This is a genomic window from Halocynthiibacter namhaensis, assembly GCF_000812685.1.
GTDB lineage: Bacteria > Pseudomonadota > Alphaproteobacteria > Rhodobacterales > Rhodobacteraceae > Halocynthiibacter > Halocynthiibacter namhaensis.
The window spans coordinates 1-17,827 of sequence record NZ_JWIF01000021.1; the positions used below are offsets into that span (position 1 = coordinate 1).

At 51.6% G+C, this 17,827-nt stretch carries 22 protein-coding genes; 10 read left to right on the top strand and 12 right to left on the bottom strand.

Features of this window, described 5'->3' with window-relative positions:
* Nucleotides 1–241: GTP-binding protein (locus RJ38_RS03880; protein ID WP_039017589.1), on the bottom strand; the 241-nt coding region annotated here is incomplete at its 3' end.
* 145 nt (nt 242–386) lie between these two features.
* A complete protein-coding gene (locus tag RJ38_RS03885) occupies nt 387–941 on the bottom strand; it encodes a hypothetical protein (protein ID WP_052245183.1) in 555 nt (184 codons plus the stop codon).
* A gap of 140 nt (nt 942–1,081) precedes the next feature.
* On the opposite strand from RJ38_RS03885, the gene RJ38_RS03890 reads away from it, so the two are divergent.
* A complete protein-coding gene (locus RJ38_RS03890) occupies nt 1,082–2,452 on the top strand; it encodes a cytochrome P450 (RefSeq protein ID WP_039017590.1) in 1,371 nt (456 codons plus the stop codon).
* Nucleotides 2,453–2,515: 63 nt separating this feature from the next.
* On the opposite strand, the gene parC is transcribed toward RJ38_RS03890, so the two are convergent.
* Nucleotides 2,516–4,780, bottom strand: coding sequence for a DNA topoisomerase IV subunit A (parC, locus tag RJ38_RS03895; protein ID WP_039017591.1), 2,265 nt, complete (start codon nt 4,778–4,780; stop codon nt 2,516–2,518).
* A gap of 140 nt (nt 4,781–4,920) precedes the next feature.
* Here parC and RJ38_RS03900 point away from each other — a divergent pair, with 140 nt between their 5' ends.
* The 3 genes from RJ38_RS03900 to RJ38_RS03910 all read left to right on the top strand — a co-directional run bounded on the left by RJ38_RS03900 (nt 4,921) and on the right by RJ38_RS03910 (nt 6,923).
* On the top strand, nt 4,921–5,496 hold the full coding sequence (locus RJ38_RS03900; RefSeq protein ID WP_039017592.1) for an SH3 domain-containing protein: 576 nt from the start codon (nt 4,921–4,923) through the stop codon (nt 5,494–5,496).
* A gap of 151 nt (nt 5,497–5,647) precedes the next feature.
* Entirely contained in the window at nt 5,648–6,478 is an 831-nt protein-coding gene (locus tag RJ38_RS03905) for an SDR family NAD(P)-dependent oxidoreductase (RefSeq protein WP_039017593.1), read from the top strand.
* 61 nt (nt 6,479–6,539) lie between these two features.
* Nucleotides 6,540–6,923, top strand: a complete 384-nt coding sequence (locus tag RJ38_RS03910) for a hypothetical protein (RefSeq protein WP_039017594.1) — start codon at nt 6,540–6,542, stop codon at nt 6,921–6,923.
* 35 nt (nt 6,924–6,958) lie between these two features.
* Here RJ38_RS03910 and RJ38_RS03915 read toward each other — a convergent pair whose 3' ends face one another.
* Nucleotides 6,959–7,723: a helix-turn-helix domain-containing protein gene (locus RJ38_RS03915; RefSeq protein WP_156121742.1), complete on the bottom strand. Its 765-nt coding sequence runs from the start codon at nt 7,721–7,723 to the stop codon at nt 6,959–6,961.
* A gap of 387 nt (nt 7,724–8,110) precedes the next feature.
* Here RJ38_RS03915 and RJ38_RS03920 point away from each other — a divergent pair, with 387 nt between their 5' ends.
* From RJ38_RS03920 to RJ38_RS03940, 5 genes are all read left to right on the top strand, one after another.
* Complete coding sequence (locus tag RJ38_RS03920) at nt 8,111–8,308, top strand: hypothetical protein (protein ID WP_156121743.1); 198 nt, start codon at nt 8,111–8,113, stop codon at nt 8,306–8,308.
* Nucleotides 8,309–8,406: 98 nt separating this feature from the next.
* Complete coding sequence (locus tag RJ38_RS03925) at nt 8,407–8,616, top strand: twin transmembrane helix small protein (RefSeq protein WP_039017597.1); 210 nt, start codon at nt 8,407–8,409, stop codon at nt 8,614–8,616.
* A gap of 3 nt (nt 8,617–8,619) precedes the next feature.
* Nucleotides 8,620–9,192, top strand: a complete 573-nt coding sequence (locus tag RJ38_RS03930; protein ID WP_039017598.1) for a cob(I)yrinic acid a,c-diamide adenosyltransferase — start codon at nt 8,620–8,622, stop codon at nt 9,190–9,192.
* 142 nt (nt 9,193–9,334) lie between these two features.
* Entirely contained in the window at nt 9,335–10,093 is a 759-nt protein-coding gene (locus RJ38_RS03935; protein WP_039017599.1) for an electron transfer flavoprotein subunit beta/FixA family protein, read from the top strand.
* Entirely contained in the window at nt 10,093–11,019 is a 927-nt protein-coding gene (locus RJ38_RS03940; RefSeq protein WP_039017600.1) for an FAD-binding protein, read from the top strand. Before RJ38_RS03935 ends, RJ38_RS03940 begins: the two co-directional genes overlap by 1 nt.
* A 31-nt stretch (nt 11,020–11,050) precedes the next feature.
* Here RJ38_RS03940 and RJ38_RS03945 read toward each other — a convergent pair whose 3' ends face one another.
* Nucleotides 11,051–11,929, bottom strand: a complete 879-nt coding sequence (locus RJ38_RS03945; RefSeq protein WP_238321640.1) for a DUF6473 family protein — start codon at nt 11,927–11,929, stop codon at nt 11,051–11,053.
* A 167-nt stretch (nt 11,930–12,096) separates the two neighbouring features.
* Between RJ38_RS03945 and RJ38_RS03950 the strand changes: the two genes are divergently transcribed.
* Nucleotides 12,097–12,972, top strand: a complete 876-nt coding sequence (locus RJ38_RS03950; RefSeq protein ID WP_039017623.1) for a 3-hydroxybutyryl-CoA dehydrogenase — start codon at nt 12,097–12,099, stop codon at nt 12,970–12,972.
* Between the two features lie 39 nt (nt 12,973–13,011).
* On the opposite strand, the gene RJ38_RS03955 is transcribed toward RJ38_RS03950, so the two are convergent.
* The 7 genes from RJ38_RS03955 to RJ38_RS18420 form a co-directional block, all read right to left on the bottom strand.
* Nucleotides 13,012–13,857: a lysophospholipid acyltransferase family protein gene (locus RJ38_RS03955; protein ID WP_039017601.1), complete on the bottom strand. Its 846-nt coding sequence runs from the start codon at nt 13,855–13,857 to the stop codon at nt 13,012–13,014.
* 66 nt (nt 13,858–13,923) lie between these two features.
* Nucleotides 13,924–14,193, bottom strand: a complete 270-nt coding sequence (locus tag RJ38_RS03960; protein WP_039017602.1) for an HPr family phosphocarrier protein — start codon at nt 14,191–14,193, stop codon at nt 13,924–13,926.
* A 6-nt stretch (nt 14,194–14,199) separates the two neighbouring features.
* Nucleotides 14,200–14,595, bottom strand: coding sequence for a PTS sugar transporter subunit IIA (locus RJ38_RS03965; RefSeq protein ID WP_039017603.1), 396 nt, complete (start codon nt 14,593–14,595; stop codon nt 14,200–14,202).
* Complete coding sequence (gene rapZ / locus RJ38_RS03970) at nt 14,592–15,521, bottom strand: RNase adapter RapZ (RefSeq protein ID WP_052245187.1); 930 nt, start codon at nt 15,519–15,521, stop codon at nt 14,592–14,594. Before rapZ ends, RJ38_RS03965 begins: the two co-directional genes overlap by 4 nt.
* Nucleotides 15,521–15,973, bottom strand: a complete 453-nt coding sequence (locus RJ38_RS03975; RefSeq protein ID WP_238321641.1) for an HPr kinase/phosphorylase — start codon at nt 15,971–15,973, stop codon at nt 15,521–15,523. The genes rapZ and RJ38_RS03975 overlap by 1 nt, the downstream gene beginning before the upstream one ends.
* 9 nt (nt 15,974–15,982) lie before the next feature.
* On the bottom strand, nt 15,983–17,371 hold the full coding sequence (locus RJ38_RS03980) for a sensor histidine kinase (RefSeq protein WP_082005624.1): 1,389 nt from the start codon (nt 17,369–17,371) through the stop codon (nt 15,983–15,985).
* Nucleotides 17,332–17,790: a sensor N-terminal transmembrane domain-containing protein gene (locus RJ38_RS18420; protein WP_039017604.1), complete on the bottom strand. Its 459-nt coding sequence runs from the start codon at nt 17,788–17,790 to the stop codon at nt 17,332–17,334. Before RJ38_RS18420 ends, RJ38_RS03980 begins: the two co-directional genes overlap by 40 nt.
* Between the last annotated feature and the right edge of the window lie 37 nt (nt 17,791–17,827).

A 17,827-nucleotide genomic window follows, 5' to 3' on the forward strand; every position in this document is an offset into this window, starting at 1 on the left:
GACCTGGGCAGTCAACGTGTGCATAGTGACGGCCTTCAGTTTCATACTCAACGTGTGCAGTAGAAATGGTGATGCCGCGTGCTTTTTCTTCTGGCGCGCCGTCGATTTCGTCATACGCTTGGAAGTTGTCAGAAAACTGCTTCGTGATCGCAGCTGTCAACGTCGTCTTACCGTGGTCAACGTGACCGATGGTGCCGATGTTACAGTGCGGTTTATTACGCTCAAACTTTTCCTTAGCCATGAAACGGCCCTCTTTTGTCTAGGGGCCACCGTTCGGCCCAGGTTCTCGTCGCGCGCGGCTTACTGCGCCTGTAAAAAAAAATCAAGTCAGAGATGACATTCCAAGGTAATTCTCTCTGATCGTGACCTCAGAGACATCGATTAGATCATTCGCCCTCAACGACGGACGAAATCCAGTCGGGGTACTCTAAAATCCAATTTTGGATCTTCAAGGCCGCGTTGCGTGACAGATTTTGCAATTGCATGTCCTTGGTTTGCGTCAAACCGGATCCAACAATAGTTGCCGCAGTTGTACGTTCGAACACTGTAAACCGGCGCGGTTCTTCGTTCAGTTTTTGCTGTGTAACATTATCCCAGATATTCACCGTCAGCGCCAAAACAGATTTCGGCGACAACACCGCAGGCAGTCCGGGCAAAGCAAGAACATAGGCATCCACCGCCACGCCGACGTGCAACAAACGCGTACCTGAATAAGCTCCAAGGCGCTCATCAACAGCCGCGCGCAATGCCACGCCGATCTCTTCTTTTTCGATGGATCGGGTCAATGGTCCTGGGGTCGCATTTTTCGCAATGACGACATTATGACCAAGTCGAAACTCATCCATGTCTCGCTGCGGTTCATTGGTCGGATCAATTTTGGCACATGCCGAAAACGTGCCAAACACTGCGATTGCAACCGCAAATCTAACAAAAATGTTCATATCGCTGCCCCCCTGAGGCCCCAAGATTACCTTGATATCTTCAGCTGCATACGCACAATGAGATCACCGCGCAATCCATTCACGCTGAACCCACAGCATCCGATGTGTTCGCGCCACAATCCTGATCGAGAGTATGTAGTGTGACGTTAAAAAGACAAGAACTCGACAAGCCCATTCCCGCCCGTGTGCCTTTGGTTACAGAGCCATGGGGGCTTTTTCGCACCCTACGCACCGCCCGACGCAATGTTCTGGAAATCTTGCCGGAACTGACAACACGGCAAGCCATCGTGACCGGCACCACTGGCAAACGCTGGCATATGCTTTGTGATCCAACAGGGATTCAACGCGTGCTTAAAACCCATGTCGATAATTATCCGAAATCTCTCGTTACAAAGAACATGCTGCGTCCCGCAATCGGTGACAGCATGTTTATCGCCGAAGGGGCCCATTGGCGCTGGCAACGCCGCGCTGCGGCGCCAGTGTTTTCGCCACGAAACGTCGCAAACCTTGGGCCAGTCATGTCGCATGCGGCGGACCGAGCCGTTGCGCGACTAGAACAGAAAAATGGTGCAGCGGCCGATATGTACGAAGAGATGATCACCGCGACCTTCGAAGTGATCTCAGATGTAACTTTTTCCGCCGATGCAGGGTTTGATCGCGATGAAATGCATAGGGCAATTGACGGCTATATCAGCCAAGCGGCCAAATTGTCTTTAATGGATATATTGGGTTTTCCAGATTGGGTGCCGCGTCCGGGCCGCCTATTTTCTGGCAACGACCTTAAACGCATGAAATCAGCGGCGGACACAGCAGTTGATACGCGAAGAAGCCGTCCGTCTCCAGATATTCCCGATTTGCTTGATCTGCTGCTTTCCGGTGAAGATAGCGAAACAAAACGCAGTATGAACACAGCCGAATTGCGCGACAACCTTCTGACATTCATCGTCGCAGGGCATGAAACCACAGCGCTCACCCTAAGCTGGGCCTTGTACCTATGCGCCTTTGCCCCCGAAGTTCAAGAACGCGCCCGCCTTGAAGCAGAAACTGTTTTGCAGGGGCGCACAGCAACGGCTGAAGATTGCGCTGATCTGCCTTATCTGCGCCAAATCATTGACGAAACCTTGCGTCTATATCCCCCCGCCCCACTGCTTTCGCGCACTGCGTTGAAAGAAGATGTGATCTGCGACCGTGAAATTCGTGCCAAAGACACCGTTGCAATTCCGGTTTACTGCCTGCACCGAAATCACCTAATTTGGGAAAATGCAGACAGTTTTGATCCCGACCGTTTTGCGGATGCATCTGCAATTGATCGGTTCGCTTACCTGCCTTTTGGCGCCGGCCCGCGCATTTGCATCGGCGCAGGTTTTGCAATTCAAGAAGCCATCATCATTCTCGCGACCTTGCTGACAAAGTTCCGCTTCCACGCAGTTGAAAGCCGTGACCCAAAGCCCGTTATGATCCTCACCTTGCGTCCCGAAGGTGGTGTTTGGCTGAAGACCGAAAAACTTTAACCTCAGTCGTAAAAAGACCGCGTGAGTTTCCCCACGCGGTCTTTTTTAAATCCAAAATACGGTTCAGTTAAACTTGTTGTCCCGCGGGAAGCCACGCGGTGCCATCCGTCCGGTCGACGCCCGTTTTCCAGACCATTCGGCAAGTTCGGTCTCCGTGCGGGTACGCCCAGCTGGATCAAGCCATGACAGGCCTTCTTCAAGCACGAATGTCCGCACATCAGACAGACCACCGTCTTTGTATTTTTGCAGACGTACGCCCTTGCCACGCCCCATTTCAGGCAGCTCATCAATCGCGAAAACCAGCACTTTACGATTTTCGCCAACGCAAGCCACATGATCCCCCGCAACCGTGACGCAAGTTAACGCGCTCACGTCACCCCGCACATTCAATACTTGCTTCCCGGTACGGGTTTGAGCCAACACATCACTTTCGGGAACAACAAACCCGTCGCCAGCGGTAGACGCCACAAGCAACTTACGATCAGGTTGATGAATGAAGAACGAAATAATCTCGGCCTCATTTGGCAAATCAACCATCAAGCGCAGCGGCTCTCCCATCCCGCGTCCACCAGGCAAGGTAGAGGCCGAAATTGTGTAAAACCGTCCATTTGAACCGAAGACAAGCAAACGATCCGTCGTTTCCGCGTGGAACATAAAGCGCGGCCCATCGCCATCTTTGAACTTCAGCTCTTTATCAAGCGCAACATGGCCCGACATGGCCCGCACCCAACCCATTTCGGAACAAACAACCGTGATTGGTTCACGCTCGATCATCGCCTCAATTGGCACATCTTCAATTTCGACAGCTTCCGAGAACTGCGTCCGGCGCGCTCCGCCGTCGTATGATTTACCGAAGGTCTTTTTGGTTTCTTTCAACTGGTCAGAAATCGTGTCCCATTGCAGGCCTTCATCCGCCAAAAGCGTCTCAATCCCGGCACGTTCTTCTAGCAAAGCGTCATGTTCACGCTTTAATTCCACTTCTTCCAAGCGCCGCAAAGACCGCAGACGCATGTTCAGAATGGCTTCGGCTTGTGGTTCGTTCAGGTAAACCCCACCGCCCCAATCTTCCGCAAGCATCACCGCTTTAGGATCATCCTCACTCCGAATAATCTCAATCACGCGATCAAGGTTCAAGAAGGCAATGATATAGCCTTTCAGAACATCCAGGCGTTTATCAATCTGGGTCAGGCGGTACTTCGATCGCCGCTGCAAGACATCACGACGGTGGTCCAAAAAGGCGCGAAGAACTTCCTTCAGAGAGCACACCTTAGGTGTCACACCATCAATCAACACGTTCATATTCAGGTTAAAACGGATTTCCAAATCTGAATTCTTGAACAGCGCGTTCATCAGAACATCCGGCTGAACATTCTTGGATTTCGGCTCAATCACCAAGCGAATATCTTCCGCGCTTTCATCACGCACATCGCCCAAGATCGGAATTTTCTTCAAGTGGATCGCTTCGGCAATTTTCTCGATCAGTTTAGATTTTTGAACCTGATAAGGGATCTCAGTGACAACAATCTGCCACGTGCCACGCCCCAGATCTTCGACCTCCCACTTACAGCGCAGACGAAACGCGCCGCGTCCGGTTTTATAGGTCTCGATGATCGTTTCGCGTGGCTCAACAATCACACCGCCGGTCGGAAAATCTGGACCAGGCACATAATTCAGCAGCGTATCATCGCGCACGTCGGGCGTTTTGATCAGATGCAAACAAGCCTCACACAGCTCAACGATGTTATGCGGGGGGATATTCGTGGCCATACCCACCGCAATCCCGCTGGACCCGTTTGCCAGAAGGTTCGGAAATGTTGCTGGCAACACCGAAGGTTCCGTCAAGCGTCCGTCATAATTATCGCGAAAATCGACCGAATCCTCGGCTAATCCTTCCAGCATGGCTTCCGCCACTTTGGTCATCCGCGCTTCTGTATATCGCGAAGCCGCCGGGTTATCGCCGTCGATATTACCGAAGTTCCCCTGGCCATCGACCAACGGATACCGCACGGAAAAATCCTGCGCCAAGCGTGCCATTGCGTCGTAAATCGCAGCGTCGCCATGCGGGTGGAAATCCCCCATCGTGTCGCCGCTGATCTTCGCAGATTTTAAAAAGCCGCCGTTGGACGCCAATTTCAGACGACTCATCGCATAAAGGATTCGGCGGTGCACTGGCTTCAATCCGTCCCGCGCGTCAGGCAGAGCGCGGTGCATAATTGTGCTTAAAGCATAGGTCAGATAGCGGTCGCCGATAGCACGGCGCAGCGGTTCTGCACTTTCATTCAGCCCCTCTTCGGGTATCTCAGGGTCGTCTTTAATAATGTCACTCATAACTTGGTGATACCCGCCCAAGCGGCTCTGGTAAAGCCACAGAGGGACTCGCATAGGGGGTAAAAAATAATTTCGTTCCCCCGAGACATCCCAGTTAACTTTTGGTAAACGGAGGCGTGGTTAAATAGTGGGGTTTTATAATGATTAGATTAACGGCGCTTTTGGTAGCCGTGATGGCAATAGTTGTCACCATGACCAATGATAAATCAGAACACGTTGCGTCAGCGGAATTAACCACTGACACGCCAGTACCCGCTGTTGTATCCGAAACCCCGCCGGTCACAGCCGAACTAAATACTCAGCAATTGCAACAAGCCCCCCAACCCATCGAGCCCACACAAGACAGTTTGCGTGTCGTTCATGGTGATGGAGTTACAATCCGTGAATATGCGCGTTCTGATTCAGCGTCACACCTGCGCCGCATGGTAAATGTTGCCAGCAATGATGCGCCCGCTGATGCTCAGATCCATCGGGTTGCAATCGCATCCGACCAAAACACAGTTTCCACCGACGGTGATGCTGCGGTTTGGCAAATCAGCGGAAACAGCGTAAATCTTCGCGAAGGTCCTTCAACGGGTACCGCCGTGATCACCAGCCTGCGCCGTGGCACTGAAGTTGAAGTCATCGCGCATCATGGGGATTGGGCACACCTGCAGGTGCTCGACAGTGAACAAAGCGGCTTTTTGGTTGCCTCCTTCCTTCAAGAAACAAACTGAAGCGTCCCCATCGCGGTCAACAAATTTCTAGAAGGCCTTCCAACCCTGCAACTTCGGTGCCGATGGTTAATGTATCTAAAATCACGCGTTGAATGATGCGTGACATTTCCCTAGCCTGGACAAAACGCGCGCAGGTATTCGAGGAAGCCATATGACAAAATCAATTCTGATCACCGGTTGCTCATCCGGTATTGGGTATAATGCCGCCCACGGCCTGCGCGCACGCGGCTGGCAGGTGCTGGCCTCCTGTCGCAAAGAGGAAGACTGTGCACGGCTGCGCGATGAAGGTTTTTCCAGCCCACGCATTGATTACGAAGACGAAGCCAGCATTGAAACTGGCCTTTCTGAAGTTCTCAATGAAACCGGCGGCACGCTTGATGCGGTGTTCAACAACGGCGCCTATGCAATTCCTGGTGCAGTCGAAGATCTACCTAGGGGCGCTTTACGTCAAATTTTCGAAAGCAATTTCTTTGGCGTACATGACCTGACACGGCAGGTGATCCCCGTCATGCGCAAACAAGGACATGGACGAATTATTCAATGTTCTTCCGTGCTTGGCTTTGCTGCCTTGCGCTTTCGCGGCGCTTACAATTCGACCAAATTCGCGATGGAAGGGCTGACGGACACCCTGCGCCTTGAAATGCACGGCACTGGCATCCACGTCATCCTGATCGAACCCGGCCCCATCACGACAAAGATCCGCAAGAATTCACAAGGACCCTTTGAAAAATGGGTCGACTGGAAAAACTCTGCCCGCAAAGAACAATATGAAAAGGTCTTTCTACCGCGGCTTTACGATGAAAGCGGCACCCCGGATACGTTTGAACTTCCCCCAGAGGCTGTGACAAAGAAACTAATCCACGCTTTGGAAAGCAATCGTCCACGCCCGCGATATTACGTAACAACACCCACCTATTTCATGGGCATCGCCAAGCGCGTATTGCCAACACGTGGCTTGGATTGGCTGGCGCGCCGAGCTTGAAAACCCATGTTGAAACCTGAAAAATATCGCAAACACCCCAACAGTCACCGGAGACAAAGCATTGCGAACCACAAAAATTAAATTCATCTCGGCCATAATTGGTGCCACATTTTTATCCGGTTGTGTCGTCGAAAACGGACAATACACCAGCGGAGCACCACGAACTGAATCGGCTCCTCAAATCACAGTTACAGCTGAAGAAGTACAACTTCTCAAGGGTACACCTTCTGTAGCTTACCACGAAATTCAACCATTGTCCGTTTCGGTCAACAAACTGACGGCATTCCATCCAACGCCCAGTGAAGAAGATGCACGCGACGCTCTGCGCACAGCCGCAGCTGAACTTGGTGCCACCGCAGTAATCAATGTGGAGATCAGCAATCCTCGGGTTACGCCTCTCAGCTGGGGCGCACGTAAAGCAACCGGCCTTGCCGTCCGGTACTAAAAAGCCACAGTGACCCGCGCCTCACCGGTTCCGGGTCACCGTAAGCCGTATTCAGGGACCTCAAGTCTTTCAATTTGATGCCGAATCTCGTCGGGAAGCTCGTCCAAATTGTATCGCCCCGACGTCCGTGCGGCCGCCAATACATCAGACACATTTGGCGGCAACAGTTCCATCACGCAAGGCACCCAATTCACCTGCTGGCGGCCGGGGGTGTAGCTCAGCATCATGAAGCCCGAATAGATGTCATTGCTTCTGAAACGCAGCGGCGCTGATGGAAGCAAGAACGTTGAGGCCATCACATTCGAAACAGAATCCGAAAAGGTAATGTTGATCCCCGATTGCGACTTTACCGCGACGCCTGTGCAAAAATAGTCCATGATATCCGGGTTGTTCATGATCCCTTGCCGTTTAAGGTCACGGATCATTATTGTGCGAACTGTCCCGATACCATTCACCAGCTTCACGCTGGACATATAGCCCTCGTATTTCCCCGGTTGCTGGAACAAACCCTTCCAAAACATATATAACCCGCTGGGCAGCATATTTTCGGTCAACTGAAATCGACGGTTTGCAAATAATTCATGCAGTCGACCGGACAATTGGTATTCGCTTAAACTTGCATTTGGATCATCATGTGGGGTCACCAACCAATTCAGAGGGATGTCATATGTCGTTGCAATTGTCACAAGCAATTCAGGGCGCGGCACGGATTGGCCACTCAGATAGCGGCTAAGTTGGGTTCTATTCACCCCTATTTCGCTGGCGAATGTGCTTATAGACCCCACCATTACTGAGATCATGCGCAATCGCTCGCACACTGTGTCACGTATAGCCGTCGGGGAATGACGTTTTCCTTCAAACCCATTTACAGGGTGCAAAGTTCTTTTACTATTGGCCGACAAGGTCAACCTCCACTTTCACTCAACTCACCAGTTATTGCTTTATCCTGTGCGAAACTGCCCATGTAACCAATTCGATACATTCAGTATCAATTTCGCACGCAAAGATGCACTTTGCAGACGTTTATCATAAAATTTGATCGGTTGTATTACATTTATTTGCGACAATGTGCGCGTTTCTGCATCAATAGTTTCGGTTTTGCGCGATCAATTTCCGGATACATTTGTTAACCTTAGTTAACGATTTCATTCGTAGTTTGATAAATTGGTAAAATGTTTGGGGAAACAATGACTGCTCGCAACAACATCCTTCAGTTCACAGGTTCCAACAAGGACCCAAATTCCACTACAAGCCGCATGCAGCAAGCAGCGCAACTCGTAGAAGATCTTGCATTTGATTTGGCAGAAAAAATCGACGCCCAACAAGCGGGAATGCTCATCAGCTTCTCACATGAGTTATCCTTGATGGCAAAAGCCACATCATAAAGACCTCGTTCACGCTTTCCGTTGGGCCTGCTACCTGATGCCGCTTCGCTTTTCCGCGAAAACGGGCTACATCTGCGGCAACCAGGGAAAGGAAACCTATGTTCAGCGATCCATTATTCATTCTCGCCGCGCTTGCAATTCTCGTCACTCTTGTTGTGCTCATGACCGGGATCGGTGGATTTGCCCGTGGCGGTGAGTTCAACAAGAAGCACTCAAATCAGCTGATGCGCTGGCGTATCATCGCACAGGCCGTCGCCGTTGCGCTTATCCTTCTGTTCATCGCGCTCCGCGGCGGCATCGGGGGCTAAACAATGGTAGTTCTCAATAAAATTTACACCCGAACCGGTGACAAGGGCGACACAGCACTTGGCAATGGTGCCCGGGTGGCAAAACATTCCCTGCGCGTGACGGCCTATGGCACCACGGATGAACTGAACGCGACGCTTGGCGTTGCCCGCCTTCACGCGAAAGGATCCATGAATGAGATGCTGTCACTGATCCAAAACGATCTCTTCGATCTTGGCGCTGACTTATGTCGACCGGATATGGAAAGCGACGCCCATGCAGAATATCCCCCGTTGCGTGCAACCCCTGCCCAGGTTGACCGACTGGAAGCAGAAATTGACGCGATGAACAAAAACATCGCCCCCTTGCGTAGCTTCATTCTCCCTGGCGGGTCAGCTTTGGCCGCGCATTTGCATATTTGCCGCACCGTCGCACGCCGCGCTGAACGCTGCTCGGTAGAGCTAGCAGAAGTCGAATCTGTAAACCCGGCCGTTATCAAATATCTGAATCGCCTGTCAGATTGGTTCTTTGTTGCGGCGCGTGTCGCAAATGAAAATGGAAACAACGACGTGCTTTGGGTACCTGGAGCCAATCGTTAGGCATAAAAACCTCGAGAACGCGACGGCAAACGCCGTGTTGCGTCGATTTTGACCTGTTTTCCGCGCTGCAGAATCGCTAACAAAAGCGGGAGAGCTTTGAGTGGCATCCATGTGATGTCAAAATTTGAGGAGAAACACGCCCATGAAGGTACTCGTACCTGTTAAACGCGTGATCGATTATAACGTGAAAGTTCGTGTAAAAGCGGACGGAAGCGGTGTTGATCTCGCCAATGTCAAAATGTCGATGAACCCCTTCGACGAAATCGCAGTTGAACAGGCGATTCGTCTGAAAGAAGCAGGCAAAGCTGACGAAGTTATTGCTGTTTCCATCGGTGTGAAGCAATCTCAAGAAACGCTGCGCACTGCCCTTGCTATGGGTGCGGACCGCGCGATTTTGGTTGTTGCGGCTGACGATGTTCATCAGGACATCGAACCGCTTGCTGTTGCGAAGATCCTTAAAGCGATCGTTGATGAAGAACAGCCAGGCATCGTTTTGGCCGGCAAACAAGCCATCGACAACGACATGAACGCAACCGGTCAGATGTTATCAGCACTTTTGGGCTGGTCCCAAGGTGCATTCACATCCGAGCTGGACATCGACGGCGACAATGCTGTTGTGACTCGCGAAGTCGACGGCGGCTTGCAAACCATCAAGGTGAAAATGCCAACCGTTATCACGGTGGACTTGCGCTTGAACGAGCCACGCTATGCGTCTCTGCCAAACATCATGAAAGCCAAGAAGAAGCCGCTCGATGAGAAAACAGCAGCGGATTATGGCGTTGATGTAACACCACGGCTCGAAGTGGTTTCCACAACTGAACCAGAAGCACGCAAAGCGGGCGAAATCGTTGGTTCTGTGGACGAACTTGTTGCGAAACTTAAAGAAGCGGGAGCAATATAATGGCTGTACTTCTTTTGGCTGAAGTTGTTGGCGGCGAACTCGCTGTTGATGCAACTGCAAAAGCTTTGACTGCGGCGAAAGCCATGGGTGATGTGACTGTTCTTTGTGCGGCTGCCGGTTGCGGCGGTGCTGCAGAAGCAGCGGCAAAGCTTGATGGTGTGACCAAGGTTCTTTGTGCGGATGACGCTGCTTATGGCAACGGTCTGGCTGAACCAATGGCTGACCTTCTGGTATCCCTTGCGGGCGATTACGATCACATCGTAGCCCCTGCGACGTCAGCTGCGAAAAACGTTCTGCCACGCGCAGCGGCTTTGCTTGACGTGATGGTGATTTCTGATGTTTCTGCTGTTATCGACGCAAACACATTCGAACGCCCAATCTACGCAGGCAACGCGATTCAGACTGTTAAGTCTACTGATGCGAAAAAAGTCGTTTCCATCCGCACATCTACATTTGATGCGGCTGGCGAAGGCGGTTCCGCTTCCGTTGAATCCATCGCAGCAGCGGGCAACGCTGGTCTGTCTGAATGGGTTGAAGACAAGGTTGCAGAATCTGATCGTCCAGAACTGACATCTGCGGGTGTTGTTGTTTCCGGTGGTCGCGGCGTTGGGTCCGAAGAAGACTTCGCTCTGATCGAGAAACTGGCCGACAAGCTGAATGCGGCTGTTGGCGCATCCCGCGCTGCGGTTGATTCAGGTTATGCACCAAACGATTGGCAAGTTGGCCAAACCGGTAAGGTTGTTGCACCTGATCTTTACGTTGCTGTTGGTATCTCTGGTGCGATTCAGCACCTTGCAGGTATGAAAGATTCTAAGATCATCGTTGCGATCAACAAAGACGAAGAAGCGCCTATATTCCAGGTTGCTGATTACGGTCTTGTTGCTGACTTGTTTGCCGCAGTACCAGAGCTGACTGAAAAACTCTGATACCACGGCGGATACGCTAACCAATCACTCTTTAAAGGGCCCGCCGATTGCGCGGGCCTTTTTGTTGCAATAAATCTGTAACGGCTTCACTGATTACCTGTGCAACCTCTTGATGCCCGGTCACAGACATCAATTCACTTGCGGCGGGTTCTTCCATTGGTGAAATCACCATCCCCTCAACGTCGCCCGACATCATGTCGCTTGGGGGCACAATTTCGAGATAACCATCATAATGATCTTCAAGAGCGTTGATCATCTCACGATCCACAAACAGTGGCGCATCCCCCTGCCCTTCAAGATTTTCGTCGTCATCTTCAGGCGTGAATTCTGACAACCAAACCAAAAGTTTCTTTCCCTCAACTTGGTCCAGCAGGTTCTTCATGCGGGCGATCCAAGCATCTTTCAACTCGCGCCGCATGATTTCGAACCGGTCCGGAGACAGAGTTTTCAGCCCGGTCAACAAGTGACGCGTAAAGTTGTATTCTGTAAAATCCACCTCGCGATAGATCGTTTGCAAAAGTGTCGAAGCCCGCACAAAACGATCATTGCGGCGCGGATGTACTGAATAAAACCTATTGGACATATTTTGCGCGCCCAGCACTTGAAACACGGTCAATTCTGCATTGTGGCAAACATCTAGGACTGCCTGATCGTGCGCATACACGTCAATGCCTGCATTCACACAGCCCAAGTTGACCGACATCGTTCCAGTTAGGTCTTGGACGATATCCGTATAAGGTTTCTCAATGAATTTTCCGTAGGTTTTCGTACCGCCCAAATAGGCCACGTAGGGCTGGTCCAGCTTACGTTTCGGCCCACGGAACAGCAGTTTTGATTTCCCATACCGACACGGATAATAATCCAGAAGGGATTCACTTAAATTTTCTAGGCCATTGCGGTCCCACCTCACTCTATATTCGACTCACCCACATCAAGGTTTGACCTCAGAAGCTTTCCAAAAGCCTAAGCGACAAATTCGACAAATTCGCTTAACCTTCCCTTCACCCTCTTGCGCCGCCTTCCCCCCCAAGCCTATGGTCTGTCAGGCCGCAAATGGTCGCGATGAAAGGGCAGAAGATGGATATTCAGTCAGTTGGTGTTATTGGTGCAGGGCAAATGGGCAACGGGATTGCACATGTCTTTGCCCTTGCCGGATATGACGTTGTTATCAATGACATTTCAGAAGAAAATCTAACAAAGGCCATCACCCTGATTGGCAAAAACTTAGATCGTCAAGTTCAACGCGAAAAGATCACCGCAGCCGAGCGTGATGGCGCCATGGATCGGATCTCGACGACATCAACACTGACGGACCTGGGGCAAACTGATTTGGTCATCGAAGCGGCAACAGAACGCGAAGCTGTCAAAGTCGCAATTTTCAAGGAGTTGGTTCCACATCTAAAACCAACTACGATTCTGACGTCCAACACCTCATCGATTTCCATCACACGCTTGGCCTCGGGCACTGATCGCCCCGAAAAATTCATGGGGTTCCACTTCATGAACCCCGTGCCAATCATGCAGTTGGTAGAGCTGATCCGGGGCATTGCCACCGATGAGCCCACCTATAATGCTTTGGTCAAAGTGGTTGAGAAAATTGGAAAAATCGCCGCCAGCGCCGAAGATTTCCCTGCATTCATTGTGAACCGAATTTTGATGCCGATGATCAACGAAGCTGTCTATACCCTGTACGAAGGCGTCGGGAATGTGTCTTCGATCGATAGCGCGATGAAACTTGGGACCAACCACCCAATGGGGCCGCTTGAGTTGGCGGATTTCATTGGCCTAGATACCTGTCTCGCGATCATGAATGTGTTGCATGACGGCTTAGCGGATACGAAATATCGCCCCTGCCCACTGCTGACCAAATATGTCGAAGCCGGATGGCTTGGCCGCAAAACCGGTCGCGGTTTCTATGACTATCGTGGTGAAACACCCGTACCGACACGGTGATATCCGGAAAGAGTGGCCTAACCCCAACAGTTAGGCCATTTATTTCAGATCAAGAACCTTCTGACGCAGCCACGTCATGAACCCACGCGGGTTGCTATATTGGTCGGCCATATCATCCTGCGACAACGGCGTGCCAATCACCGGGCTTTGGGGTTTGTTCAGTGCATGTTTGATTTCATGCAACAACAGCCCTTGGCGCAATGTCGCAGAAATCCGATTTGCGATCTGATAAGCACGTGAATTCTGACCCGGGAAGAAAATTGGCAGAACCGTCGCGCCGGAACGTTGGATCATCTTTGCGGTAAACGGGTTCCATTCCCCTTCAATCGCCTCACCGAACATGGTTTCCGACACGGCAACTTGGCCAGCGGGGAACAAAATAATGACCCCACCATTCTTGAGATGGCGCATTGATTCCTTACGCATTTCCAAGTTCTTACGGTTGCTGTCTTCCTCATGTGGAAAGGCGACAGGCAGCATAAAATGTTCAATCTCCGCAACGCCAGTCAGCAGGGAACGCGTCAATATCTTATAGTCCTCGCGTACTTCACCGATGAGTTCCGCCATAACCAATCCATCCACAAGACCGCCCGGGTGGTTTGCCACCACGATCAACGGCCCTGTTTTGGGAATCAAGGCGCGTTGCACATCCGGCGTTTGCACGCTGATGTTCATGTACTTCAAACCCTTGGTAAAGAAAGGTTGGCCGAATGGGACACCACTTTTTTCGAAGTTACGGATCTTATACATCAGCAAAATCTTACCCGTCATCCATTCCATCGTGCGGATGACCCCCACTTTCCATGGGTTGGTAAACGTATTCGCATAGGACAGCCGGCGGCCATCATAGGGTTCAACTTGCGTGTTAGCTGCGGTGTCTGGCATGCTGTCGTTATTGTCCGTCAAGGCGCTATCCGCTCACTCTGTTGTCCCAAAAATTTTCGGAAACTGTTAAAAATCTTCGCCAAATTTGTCAGCGACCAAGGCATCAATCGCATCAAGCAAAGCATCCGCGTCGTTGCCGCTGGTCTCAACTTCGATTGTAGTGCCTTTGGATGCGGCCAACATCAGCAATCCCATAATGGAATCACCAGATGCATCCATTCCATCACGGCGCACTTCTGCACGGCCCTCATGGGCTTCGACAACCTCCACCAATTTGGCAGACGCCCGGGCGTGAAGCCCTTTTTCATTGATAATATTAAGCGTTCTTACTGTCATTTTCACTTATCCTGCACGCATGCCGTCGCAACAATTAATATATTTCCGTCCAGCTTGTAGCGCATTATTGATCGCGACATCAAACGGCCCGCTGCGGGATTTCGCCAGCTTTACCAGCATTGGAAGATTAGCGCCATAAAGCACTTTGCGATCGGCGCTACAACAGGCGGGCAATGACAGGTTTGACGGCGATCCGCCAAACATATCCACCACGATAGCCACACCGTCACCCACATCGACCGCATCAGCCGCGGCGCAGATCTCGGCGCGCTTGGCATCTCTGTCGTGCACATACTCTATCGCAATGGCACGGGTGCCGCTTTGTTGACCAACAACATGTTCCACTGCAGCCAAATATTCCTGCGCGAGGCCACCATGCGCTACGATCACAATACCGATCAATCCCGTTTCCTCACTTCGCTTGGACTCGCGCCCATGGCTTTTCGTTCCAATTCACGGTGCCTCAAAGACACCGCCCAACCACTTTGTGTTAGGGTCGCCGCAAGCTTTTGCGCGACCGTGACAGATCTATGTTGCCCACCCGTGCAACCAAACCCAATAGATAAATGCGCCTTACCCTCGTCGATATAGGCAGGCAAAAGCATTTGCGATAAATCTGCGACTTTGTCAAAGAAGAGATCAAACCGTGTGTCTTGCGCAACATACTCAGCCACCTCACGATCACGACCATCCATCGCACGCAAAGACGGTTCCCAATAAGGATTGCGCAAAAATCGACAGTCGAAAATCATATCGATGCCACGCGGAGCGCCACGTTTATACGAAAAACTATGTACACTGACCGCCAAACGTTCACGCGCGTCATTTGCAAACCAACGTTCCACCTCGGCGCGCAATTCATGTGGAGTCATTTCAGACGTGTCGATTAAAATATCGACCCGCGCGCGAATAGGCACCAAAAGATCTGTTTCGCGCTGGATACCCTGCCCGGGGTCTTCTGCAGGAGCCAACGGATGGCGGCGTCTCGTTTCAGAGAAGCGGCGCAATAAAACGTCATCCCGGCAGTCAAGATATAGAACCTGAGCCTGTATCCCATCGCGCACAGCCAAATGGTCAATGGCCTCAATCAGGGCCGTCGTCGAAAAATCACGATTGCGCGCATCAATGCCTAAAGCCATAGGTCGATCCAGTGGCGGTCCATCAAGTAAGCGAGGCAGCAAGGTTAACGGCAGATTATCAATGGCCTCAAACCCCATGTCTTCCAACGTATTAATCGCCGTGGAACGCCCGGCCCCGGACGGGCCTGTCACCAAGACAAACCGCTGGCCTGCCTCGGCTTTTCCTCCACGATCTGTGCCGTCTTCCATCATAGGTTCGCACGCCCAAAATTTAGAAACTGAACTATTGCAGCTGGAAAATACGGGGCATCAACACGCCAGAGCAACGGTAGGGTGACGCCAAGAATGCTGCAACTGCGAACGGGCGGCAACCGGTCCTTTTCGACATGGTCTAAGTCAACAATCAACGCAACTTCCGCCCTATCCTGATAAGCTGCGTGTAAAATCCCGACACCCCGGGTTTCGATGTGCCCCGGCAACACCTCTGGCGCATGGGCAAACAGATGCGCGTCTTCACGTGTCATCCGCACCTGATCGTCCGCGATCAACACCGCGCCCATCTGCAACATCGCCAGCGCCGTCGACGATTTTCCACTGCCGGAACGACCCCGTAACACCACAGCACGGTCGTTCACGGAAACCGCAGTTGCATGCAAAGTGTCAATCATATTTGGGTCCGTTGGCGTGTCATCAGATCCCATTATGCCTTGTTAAACCGGCAAGCCAACCACAAACCGCGCGCCCAATGGCTCTGACGTGATGTCAGCTTCCGTCGGACGAATATTTTCGGCCCAAATCACCCCACCATGCGCCTCAATTATTTGCTTAGATATCGCCAGGCCAAGGCCGGAGTTATTGCCAAATTGCCCCTCTGGTCGTTCCGAATAAAACCTGTTGAAAATCTTTTGCAACGCACCATCAGGGACGCCCGGCCCTGTATCTTCGACCACGACCAAGATACGATTTTCACGCCTGCGCACCCACACCCTAATCGCATCACCATCTTCGCAGAATGAAATGGCATTGGTGATCAGATTGACAAACACCTGTGCAAGTCTGGCCTCTAACCCCTGAATGATTATCGGGTCGGACGGAAGATCGGCGATAAATTCTACGCCTTTTTGCCCAGCGTCATTCGCCAAATAATCTGTCAGATTGGTGACCATTTTCAAAAGATCAAATGCGACTTCTTCTTCTTTGACCAACTCACTGTCTAGGCGCGACGCATTCGAAATATCACTCACCAAGCGATCTAGGCGACGCACATCATGTTCAATCACGTCATGCAAACGCTCGCGGTGTTCGTCTTTCTTCGCAACACGCAAGGTCCCAACTGCCGATTGCAGAGAAGCCAGCGGGTTCTTAATTTCATGCGCCACATCGGCCGCGAATTGTTCATTCGCATCAATCCGATCATAAAGCGCGCCGACCATGCCGCGCAACGCACCTGACAAACGCCCAATTTCATCCGGCCTGGCGGTCAGGTCCGGGATCCGAATGCGGCCGGGATTGATTTTGCGAGAATTCTTGTCACGCCCCAATTCCGCAGCGGCGGCAAGATCAGACAAAGGGTTTGCCATTGTTGACGCCAAAACGAGACTCAGAACAATCGACACTAATATGGCGATCATGAAGATTTGCAGAACCTGTTCGCGTTCTTGTCGCACCAATTCATCAATTTCCCCGGCAGCACTGAGCACCGCCAAAAGGCCAACGGCTTGCCCATGTACGATAACAGGTGTCGAAACCGCGAAACTCGTGCCTTCTGCATCGGTCCGCCACGTTCTGCTCATTGCGCCAGAAATCAATGTTTGATCGATCAACTCTTGGGCATGGTGCAGCGGTAACTGCGAAAAATCTACGGCATCAGGCACCAACACCCCGGACAATGCGCCCCAAATGGAGTTCAAAAAATCCGTAATGACCATGGACGGCGCCGCCCCTGTGGAACGGGTTGTCGACTCAAAAACTCGGGCTGTTATACCCTTGGCTGACGCCAAAAATGCTCCCTCGGTGGTGAAAACAAACGCTTCCACGCCAGCAGGCAGATCAAGGGTGGCTAAGGTAAATTCGATTTGCGAGACATCCAAAAATCCCATTCCAAAATTTTCCACCAAACCGTTTGTTTCAGCAAACGTAGGGCTCTCAGCCGCCTGATTTCCGATACTCTACCTTCGCTGCTTGCCGCGTTTTGAAACACCACTTGCAGCTCAAAAATATCCGCAATCAATTCGGCTTCTTCACGCAATCCAGTTTCGCGCTGCAAAACAAGACTGTCGCGAAACGGGTTCAAAAATAACACGCCAGCGACCAAGAATATCAGTGCTATCAAATTGAACGTAATGATTTTACGTGCCAGCGGCGACCGGTTCAACGAAATCACACTGCGCCGGTTGCGACGGCTCAGTGCTTCTGCATCCACCGATCCGTCGACCCCAACCCAATCTTCACCAAGAACAACATCTGGCTGCCGTGAGCGCCCCGGTTTCCGGGGGCTAAACCACGAAGACAACTTCATTTTTGCCTCCCCCTGGCAATGCCGCTTTATCTATCAG

What these genes read in the sequence shown, in the direction of transcription:
- RJ38_RS03925 (WP_039017597.1), top strand. Translation starts at nt 8,407, where the DNA reads ATGTTCAGCGATCCATTATTCATTCTCGCCGCGCTTGCAATTCTCGTC.
- RJ38_RS03915 (WP_156121742.1), bottom strand. Translation starts at nt 7,723, where the DNA reads ATGATCTCAGTAATGGTGGGGTCTATAAGCACATTCGCCAGCGAAATA.
- RJ38_RS03975 (WP_238321641.1), bottom strand. Translation starts at nt 15,973, where the DNA reads ATGGGATCTGATGACACGCCAACGGACCCAAATATGATTGACACTTTG.
- RJ38_RS03920 (WP_156121743.1), top strand. Translation starts at nt 8,111, where the DNA reads ATGACTGCTCGCAACAACATCCTTCAGTTCACAGGTTCCAACAAGGAC.
- RJ38_RS03940 (WP_039017600.1), top strand. Translation starts at nt 10,093, where the DNA reads ATGGCTGTACTTCTTTTGGCTGAAGTTGTTGGCGGCGAACTCGCTGTT.
- parC (WP_039017591.1), bottom strand. Translation starts at nt 4,780, where the DNA reads ATGAGTGACATTATTAAAGACGACCCTGAGATACCCGAAGAGGGGCTG.
- RJ38_RS03885 (WP_052245183.1), bottom strand. Translation starts at nt 941, where the DNA reads ATGAACATTTTTGTTAGATTTGCGGTTGCAATCGCAGTGTTTGGCACG.
- RJ38_RS03930 (WP_039017598.1), top strand. Translation starts at nt 8,620, where the DNA reads ATGGTAGTTCTCAATAAAATTTACACCCGAACCGGTGACAAGGGCGAC.
- RJ38_RS03950 (WP_039017623.1), top strand. Translation starts at nt 12,097, where the DNA reads ATGGATATTCAGTCAGTTGGTGTTATTGGTGCAGGGCAAATGGGCAAC.
- RJ38_RS03980 (WP_082005624.1), bottom strand. Translation starts at nt 17,371, where the DNA reads ATGGGATTTTTGGATGTCTCGCAAATCGAATTTACCTTAGCCACCCTT.
- RJ38_RS03960 (WP_039017602.1), bottom strand. Translation starts at nt 14,193, where the DNA reads ATGACAGTAAGAACGCTTAATATTATCAATGAAAAAGGGCTTCACGCC.
- RJ38_RS03955 (WP_039017601.1), bottom strand. Translation starts at nt 13,857, where the DNA reads ATGCCAGACACCGCAGCTAACACGCAAGTTGAACCCTATGATGGCCGC.
- RJ38_RS03935 (WP_039017599.1), top strand. Translation starts at nt 9,335, where the DNA reads ATGAAGGTACTCGTACCTGTTAAACGCGTGATCGATTATAACGTGAAA.
- RJ38_RS03905 (WP_039017593.1), top strand. Translation starts at nt 5,648, where the DNA reads ATGACAAAATCAATTCTGATCACCGGTTGCTCATCCGGTATTGGGTAT.
- RJ38_RS03900 (WP_039017592.1), top strand. Translation starts at nt 4,921, where the DNA reads ATGATTAGATTAACGGCGCTTTTGGTAGCCGTGATGGCAATAGTTGTC.
- RJ38_RS18420 (WP_039017604.1), bottom strand. Translation starts at nt 17,790, where the DNA reads ATGAAGTTGTCTTCGTGGTTTAGCCCCCGGAAACCGGGGCGCTCACGG.
- rapZ (WP_052245187.1), bottom strand. Translation starts at nt 15,521, where the DNA reads ATGGAAGACGGCACAGATCGTGGAGGAAAAGCCGAGGCAGGCCAGCGG.